The organism is Marinobacter sp. (assembly GCF_052091845.1).
In the GTDB taxonomy this organism is placed as follows: domain Bacteria; phylum Pseudomonadota; class Gammaproteobacteria; order Pseudomonadales; family Oleiphilaceae; genus Marinobacter.
Window position 1 is genome coordinate 1 of sequence record NZ_JBQDCO010000081.1, and the last position, 6,727, is coordinate 6,727.

Sequence of the window (6,727 nt, forward strand, 5' to 3'; positions counted from 1 at the left end):
AGCCGGTTGCAATGATCACGTTATCGGCTTCGTAGGTTTTTGTCTTACCGTCTTTGTCGGTGACTTCAACCTGACGATTCGCTAACAGCTTACCGTGGCCATAGATAGAGGTGACACCATTAGCTTTGAACAGCCCGGCGATACCACCCGTTAGCTGCTTAACAATGCCGTCCTTGCGCTCCATCATTTTGGCGATGTCGATTTTGACATCCTTGGCAATGATGCCCTGCATCTCATAGTCGTGGTTCGCTTCCTCAAACTTATGAGAAATTTCCAGCAGCGCTTTGGATGGAATGCAACCCACATTCAGGCAAGTACCACCAAGAACCTGACTTTTGCCATCGGCAGAACTCCACGACTCAACGCATGCGGTTTTAAGGCCGAGCTGAGCAGCTTTAATGGCAGCAACATAGCCTCCTGGGCCAGCGCCAATAACGATTACGTCATACTTATCAGACATAGTTAATCCTGTTTTCTGATTCGTTAAGTGTCAGCTCAGACGTCCAGCAATATACGGGCCGGGTCCTCGAGCATTTCCTTGATGGCCACAAGGAACTGCACCGCCTCCTTGCCATCGACCATACGGTGGTCATAGGACAGTGCAAGGTACATCATTGGACGGATTTCGACCTTGCCATTTACCGCCATCGGGCGTTCCTGGATTTTGTGCATACCCAGAATAGCCGTCTGCGGCGGGTTAAGGATCGGTGTAGAGATAAGCGAGCCAAAAATACCACCGTTGGTAATGGTAAACGTACCACCGGTCATATCGTCAATTGAAAGCTTGCCACCTTTTGCCTTGGTACCGTAGTCAACAATTGTCTTCTCAATGTCGGCCAACCCCAGTGCATCGACATCGCGAATCACCGGAACCACCAATCCACGATCGGTGGAGACAGCTACGCCGATATCCTGGTAGCCGTGGTAAACCATATCGTTGCCGTCGATCGATGCGTTAACGGCAGGGAAACGCTTGAGTGCCTCGGTTGCGGCCTTGGCAAAGAAAGACATAAAGCCCAGCTTGATGTCGTGGCGCTTTACAAAGCTGTCCTGGTATTGCTTGCGCAGATCCATGATCGGACCCATGTCGACCTCGTTAAAGGTGGTCAGCATGGCTGCGGTTTGCTGCGCGTTAACCAGGCGCTTGGCAATACTGGCCCGCAGGCGAGTCATGGGTACGCGTTTTTCCGGGCGTTCACCCGCAGCAACGTTTACTTCTGGCATAGCGCCAGATGTTTCAGCCTTTGTGGTTCCACCTGAGGACTTGGCACTATCTACATGGTTCTGAACATCTTCTTTAGTGACACGGCCATCTTTACCTGTACCTTTAACGGCACCTGGATCCACGTTGTTTTCATCAGCAAGTTTGCGCGCTGCCGGGCTGAGAATCGCATCGGCAGAATCCTGGCTTTGCTGAGCTTTCGCTTCGCCCTTGTCAGCGCCGGCATTCTCTGCTTCTGCTTTTTCGGTCCCTGCCTTGCTCTCAGAAGCGCCAGACTTACCCTCGGCGCCTTCTTTAAATTTACCAATCACTTCACCGCTTTCTACGGTGTCGCCTTCACCTTTAACAATGTCTTCAATCACACCGTCAGCCGGCGCGACCACTTCAAGAACAACTTTATCAGTTTCAATATCAACAATCAGGTCGTCACGTGAACAGGCTTCGCCAGGCTGTTTATGCCAAGTTGCGACGGTACCCTCTGCGACCGACTCCGGGAAAACGGGGGCTTTAATCTCAGTAGTCATTACAGTTCCTTATTCGGTAGCTCGTCAGATTTCAAACGCGTCGTTAACAAGTTTTTTCTGTTCTTCAATATGCACAGACATATGGCCTGCAGCCGGAGCAGCAGAGGCCTCACGGCCAGAGTATTGAAGGTTCAGTTTTGGATTCAGGCGCTGCAGAGCATTGCGCATATGATGTTGACTACAATACCAGGCCCCTTGGTTCATTGGCTCTTCCTGGCACCATACAACGTGCTTCAGTTTAGGATACTGAGCCAGGGTTTCATCCAGACTTTCATTTGGGAACGGATAAAGCTGCTCGATACGTACCAGGGCAACGTCATCACGCTCATCGGTCTTTTTCTTTTCCAAAAGATCGTAAAAAACCTTACCGCTGCAAAGAACAACTCGGGTGACCTTCTTCGTATCTGGCGTTTCCTTCTCGGGAAGTACTGTTTTGAAAGTGCCCGAGGTCAGATCATCCAGATTTGACGTGGCTTCTTTGTGACGCAGCAGGCTCTTGGGCGTAATAGCGATCAAAGGCTTACGCAGAGGACGTTTCACCTGACGGCGAAGCATGTGGAAGACCTGAGACGGCGTTGTGGGCACGCAAACCTGGATATTGTGCTGAGCGGATAGCTGAAGGAACCGCTCAAGGCGCGCGGAACTATGCTCCGGCCCTTGTCCTTCATAGCCATGGGGCAACAGTAAGGTAAGCCCACACAGGCGTCCCCACTTAAGCTCTCCACTGGTGAGAAACTGGTCTATAACAACCTGGGCACCATTGGCAAAATCGCCAAACTGGGCTTCCCACACAACCAACGTATCAGGCGTAGTGGTTGCGTAACCATACTCAAATGCCATCACTGCTTCTTCCGAAAGCAACGAGTCATAAATTTCAAACTTCGGTTGCGTATCGGAGATCTGCGCAAGGGCGATATGCCTGGCCCCGTCTTTCTGGTTGTGCAACACAGCGTGACGGTGGGAGAAAGTGCCTCGCCCTACGTCTTGACCGGTTATCCGAATCGGATGCCCTTCGTTGAGCAGAGTCGCATAAGCCATAATTTCGCCATAACCCCAGTTAATGGGAAGCGCTCCGGCCGTCATTTTCTCGCGATCCGTTACAATTTTGGAAACCTGGCGCTGAATACTGAACCCTTCCGGTACGTGGGTTAGTTGCTTGCCAAGCTTCTGAACGGTTTTTAATGGCACGCTAGACTTGCATTTAGCCGTCCACTCATGACCAAGATACGGCGCCCAGTCAACATAGAGGTCTTTGTTAGGCTCTTTCACCAAAGACTTAACCACGTGCTCGCCATTGTCTAGCGCATCGCGATACTCGTCTTCCATGTGCTTAACGTCGTCTTCGGTCACGACACCCGCAGCGATCAGGGTTTCCGCATAGATATTGCGGGTCGTTTTCAGCTTGCGAATCTTTTCATACATCATTGGCTGGGTTGCAGCAGGCTCATCGGCCTCGTTGTGCCCCCGGCGGCGGTAGCAAACCAGATCGATAACCACATCCCGCTTGAACTCATTGCGGTAATCCATCGCCATTTGAGTCACAAATATAACGGCATCCGGATCATCTGCGTTTACATGCAGTATCGGCGCCTGAACCATCTTGGCAATGTCGGTGCAATACTCTGTGGAACGCGCGTCGTCCTGCTTACTGGTGGTAAAGCCAACCTGGTTGTTGATAACGATGTGAATGGTACCACCCACGCCAAAGCCCCGGGTCTGGGACATTTGAAATGTTTCCATTACCACGCCCTGGCCTGCAAACGCCGCATCACCATGCATGATGATTGGTACGACCTGATTGCCAACTGTGTCGGCACGGCGAGTCTGTCGCGCACGCACAGAACCCTCCGCCACCGGAGAAACAATCTCGAGATGGGATGGATTGAACGCCATGGCAAGGTGAACTTCTCCACCCTCGGTCATCACGTTGGATGAGAAGCCCTGATGATACTTAACATCACCTGAACCAGAGTCAGCGAGTTTTTTACCTTCAAATTCATCAAACAACTCTTTGGGGTTCTTGCCCAAAGTATTGACCAGTATATTCAGTCGACCGCGGTGGGCCATGCCCAAAACGATTTCCTTGGCGCCATAATGGCCGGCACGCTGGATCAGTTCATCCATGCAAGGAATCAGGCTTTCGCCGCCTTCCAGGCCAAAACGTTTGACGCCCGGGTAGCGGGAGCCAAGATATTTCTCCAGACCTTCCGCTGCGATGAGGCGCTCAAGAATGTGTTTGCGGGTCTCGGATCCGTAACCAGGGTCGGAACGTACGGGCTCCATGCGCTGCTGAAACCAGCGTTTAATGCGGGTGTCGACCACGTGCATATATTCAGCACCGATGCTGCCGCAGTATGTTTGCTGCAAGCCATCGACGATATCGCCAAGTTTCATGACTTCAGAACCAAAGCTCAGAGAACCTGTCTGGAACTCCAAATCACGATCTGACTCTGATAATCCATGAAACGACGGGTCAAGATCCTCAACTTTCGGACGTTGCCAAACTCCGAGGGGATCAAGCTTGGCTTCTTGATGACCACGGAAGCGATACGCATTTATAAGCTGAAGAACACGGGTTTGCTTTTTATCGGCATCAGACGTTGCGCCAACAGGCACACCGCTTTGCGCGAGAAAACGCTGATTCTGGGAAATGTGCTCAAATTGCTCCCGAATCGTAGAATGAATAACGTCACGACCCTGGTATCCGTCAACGCTGGGCAGCTTGTCAAAATAACTGCGCCACTCTTCAGAAACAGCATTAGGGTCTGTTAGGTAGGTTTCAAAAAGCTGTTCAACATAGGCCAGATTTCCACCCTGCAAGTGGGACGTCTGCCATAACTGCTCCATGATGCTTTCTTGCATTTTGAATAGCTCACCTTGGGCTGGTGCGGGGGAGCCAGCATGGTCGGCCACGGGTAACTGTCAGTCAATACGGGTTTTTACGGGATCGACTGTGGCCACCACACCCAATACGGATGCTTTCCGTTCCCCAATGATTTTTATATTCAGCAGCGCCGTAAGAAAACAAGGTAAGTTCCGCGACGGCCTGCGTAGTGTGCACCCGGCTAAGACCTTTGACTATAAGCCTTTGGTTGAAGGCCCCACATTCATGCGAGGCCTTCCGGGGTTTCAACCTGTTCAGACCAGTATAGCGTCTGTTTGCAACAGTGCTACCTACGTAGACCGGTGCAACAGGAGGTTACGTATATGGCCAATCGCCTTGGTAGGATTAAGGCCTTTTGGACAAACGCTAACGCAATTCATGATACCCCGGCAGCGGAAGACACTGAACGGATCGTCCAGGTTGGCCAAACGCTCGGCTTGCGCTGTATCCCGACTGTCAGCCAAAAAGCGATAAGCCTGCAACAGGCCGGCTGGACCGATAAATTTCTCCGGGTTCCACCAGAACGATGGGCAGGCCGTAGAACAGCATGCACAAAGGATACATTCGTACAAACCATCCAGCTTTTCACGGTCTTCCGGTGACTGAAGGCGCTCCATAGCCGGTACTGGCTGATCATTCACCAGGTATGGCATGACTTTTTCGTACTGCTTGTAGAACAGGCTCATATCCACGACCAGATCGCGGATAACCGGCAAGCCCGGCAGCGGGCGCAACACCAACTTGCCGTTTTTGACAACCTGGGACATGGGCGTAATACACGCCAGCCCGTTTTTGCCGTTCATATTCATGCCGTCTGAACCGCAAACGCCTTCACGGCATGAGCGACGATAGGCCATTGACTCATCTTTTTCTTTAATAAGATTGAGTACGTCAAGAACCATAAGATCCTTGCCAGCCGGGAGATCCAGATCAACGTCCTGCATGTAGGGGGCGCTATCAGTCTCCGGGTTGTAACGGTAAAGGCTTACCAACATAGTATAAGCTCCCCTTAATAAGTCCGGACTTTTGGTTGGAAAGTATCGACAGTTTTAGGCGCAAAGTTCACATCGCGCTTGCCAATACGCTTATCCAGCGGGAAGTACAGAGAGTGTTTTAGCCAGTTTTCGTCATCACGGTCGGTGAAGTCGTTACGGGCATGGGCACCGCGGCTCTCTTTACGTTCATGGGCCGCAATCGCTGTAGCTTGCGCTACCTCAAACAGGTTATCCAGCTCCAGTGCTTCAATGCGCGCGGTATTGAACGCACTACTGGTATCTGCAAGCCTGGTATTGCGAACACGCTCGCCAATGGCTTCCAGTTTTTTCAACCCTTCTTCCATGCTCTTGCCATCACGGAACACGCCAAAGTAAAGCTGCATACAGCCCTGCAGGTCTTTACGAACCTCTGCAACACTCTCGCCTTCTGATGCGCTATTCAGGCGGTCCAGGCGAGCCATAGCACGCTTGATATCTTCATCGCTGGCGCCATCCGGCTCAGCACCACCGCGCAACTGCTCTTCGATATGCAGACCCGCAGCGCGACCAAATACAACAAGATCGAGCAAAGAGTTGCCGCCCAAACGGTTAGCACCGTGAACCGACACACAGGCTGCCTCACCACAGGCAAACAAGCCCGGGATTGGCTGATCATTGCCATTTTCGTCTTGAGTCAACGCTTGACCGCCCACGTTTGTAGGGATGCCGCCCATCATATAGTGACAGGTTGGCACAACAGGCACCGGCTCTTTTACCGGATCAACGTGAGCAAAGGTACGAGAAAGCTCGCAAATACCTGGCAAACGCAGGTTCAGGGTTTCTTCGCCCAGGTGGTCCAGCTTCAGTAAAACGTGGTCCTTCTCCGGCCCACAACCGCGACCTTCCAGAATCTCGATAACCATCGAGCGCGCAACTACGTCGCGGCCAGCCAGGTCTTTCGCGTTCGGAGCATACCGCTCCATGAAGCGCTCGCCTTCCGAGTTGATCAGGTATCCACCTTCGCCCCGGCAACCTTCTGTTACCAGCGTACCGGCACCGTAAATGCCGGTCGGGTGGAACTGCCACATTTCCATGTCCTGCATCGGGAAGCCCGCACGCAGTG

At 52.2% G+C, this 6,727-nt stretch carries 5 protein-coding genes; all 5 read right to left on the bottom strand.

Translation table 11 applies throughout. The features are described 5' to 3' along the window. The coding region (locus ACTHYN_RS15950; protein WP_441813390.1) for an FAD-dependent oxidoreductase at positions 1-460 on the bottom strand (460 nt) is incomplete at its 3' end. A 35-nt stretch (positions 461-495) separates the two neighbouring features. Then, positions 496-1,746: a 2-oxoglutarate dehydrogenase complex dihydrolipoyllysine-residue succinyltransferase gene (odhB, locus tag ACTHYN_RS15955; RefSeq protein WP_441813391.1), complete on the bottom strand. Its 1,251-nt coding sequence runs from the start codon at positions 1,744-1,746 to the stop codon at positions 496-498. A 24-nt stretch (positions 1,747-1,770) separates the two neighbouring features. Next, a complete protein-coding gene (locus ACTHYN_RS15960) occupies positions 1,771-4,608 on the bottom strand; it encodes a 2-oxoglutarate dehydrogenase E1 component (protein ID WP_441813392.1) in 2,838 nt (945 codons plus the stop codon). A 312-nt stretch (positions 4,609-4,920) separates the two neighbouring features. Further along, positions 4,921-5,625, bottom strand: a complete 705-nt coding sequence (locus ACTHYN_RS15965) for a succinate dehydrogenase iron-sulfur subunit (protein WP_441813393.1) — start codon at positions 5,623-5,625, stop codon at positions 4,921-4,923. A gap of 14 nt (positions 5,626-5,639) precedes the next feature. Then, positions 5,640-6,727, bottom strand: a 1,088-nt coding sequence (locus ACTHYN_RS15970) for an FAD-binding protein (protein ID WP_441813394.1), incomplete at its 5' end; no start/stop codon positions are given.

Excerpts from the sequence above, each read along its gene's own strand:
- ACTHYN_RS15960 (WP_441813392.1), bottom strand. The coding sequence starts at position 4,608 with ATGCAAGAAAGCATCATGGAGCAGTTATGGCAGACGTCCCACTTGCAG.
- odhB (WP_441813391.1), bottom strand. The coding sequence starts at position 1,746 with ATGACTACTGAGATTAAAGCCCCCGTTTTCCCGGAGTCGGTCGCAGAG.
- ACTHYN_RS15965 (WP_441813393.1), bottom strand. The coding sequence starts at position 5,625 with ATGTTGGTAAGCCTTTACCGTTACAACCCGGAGACTGATAGCGCCCCC.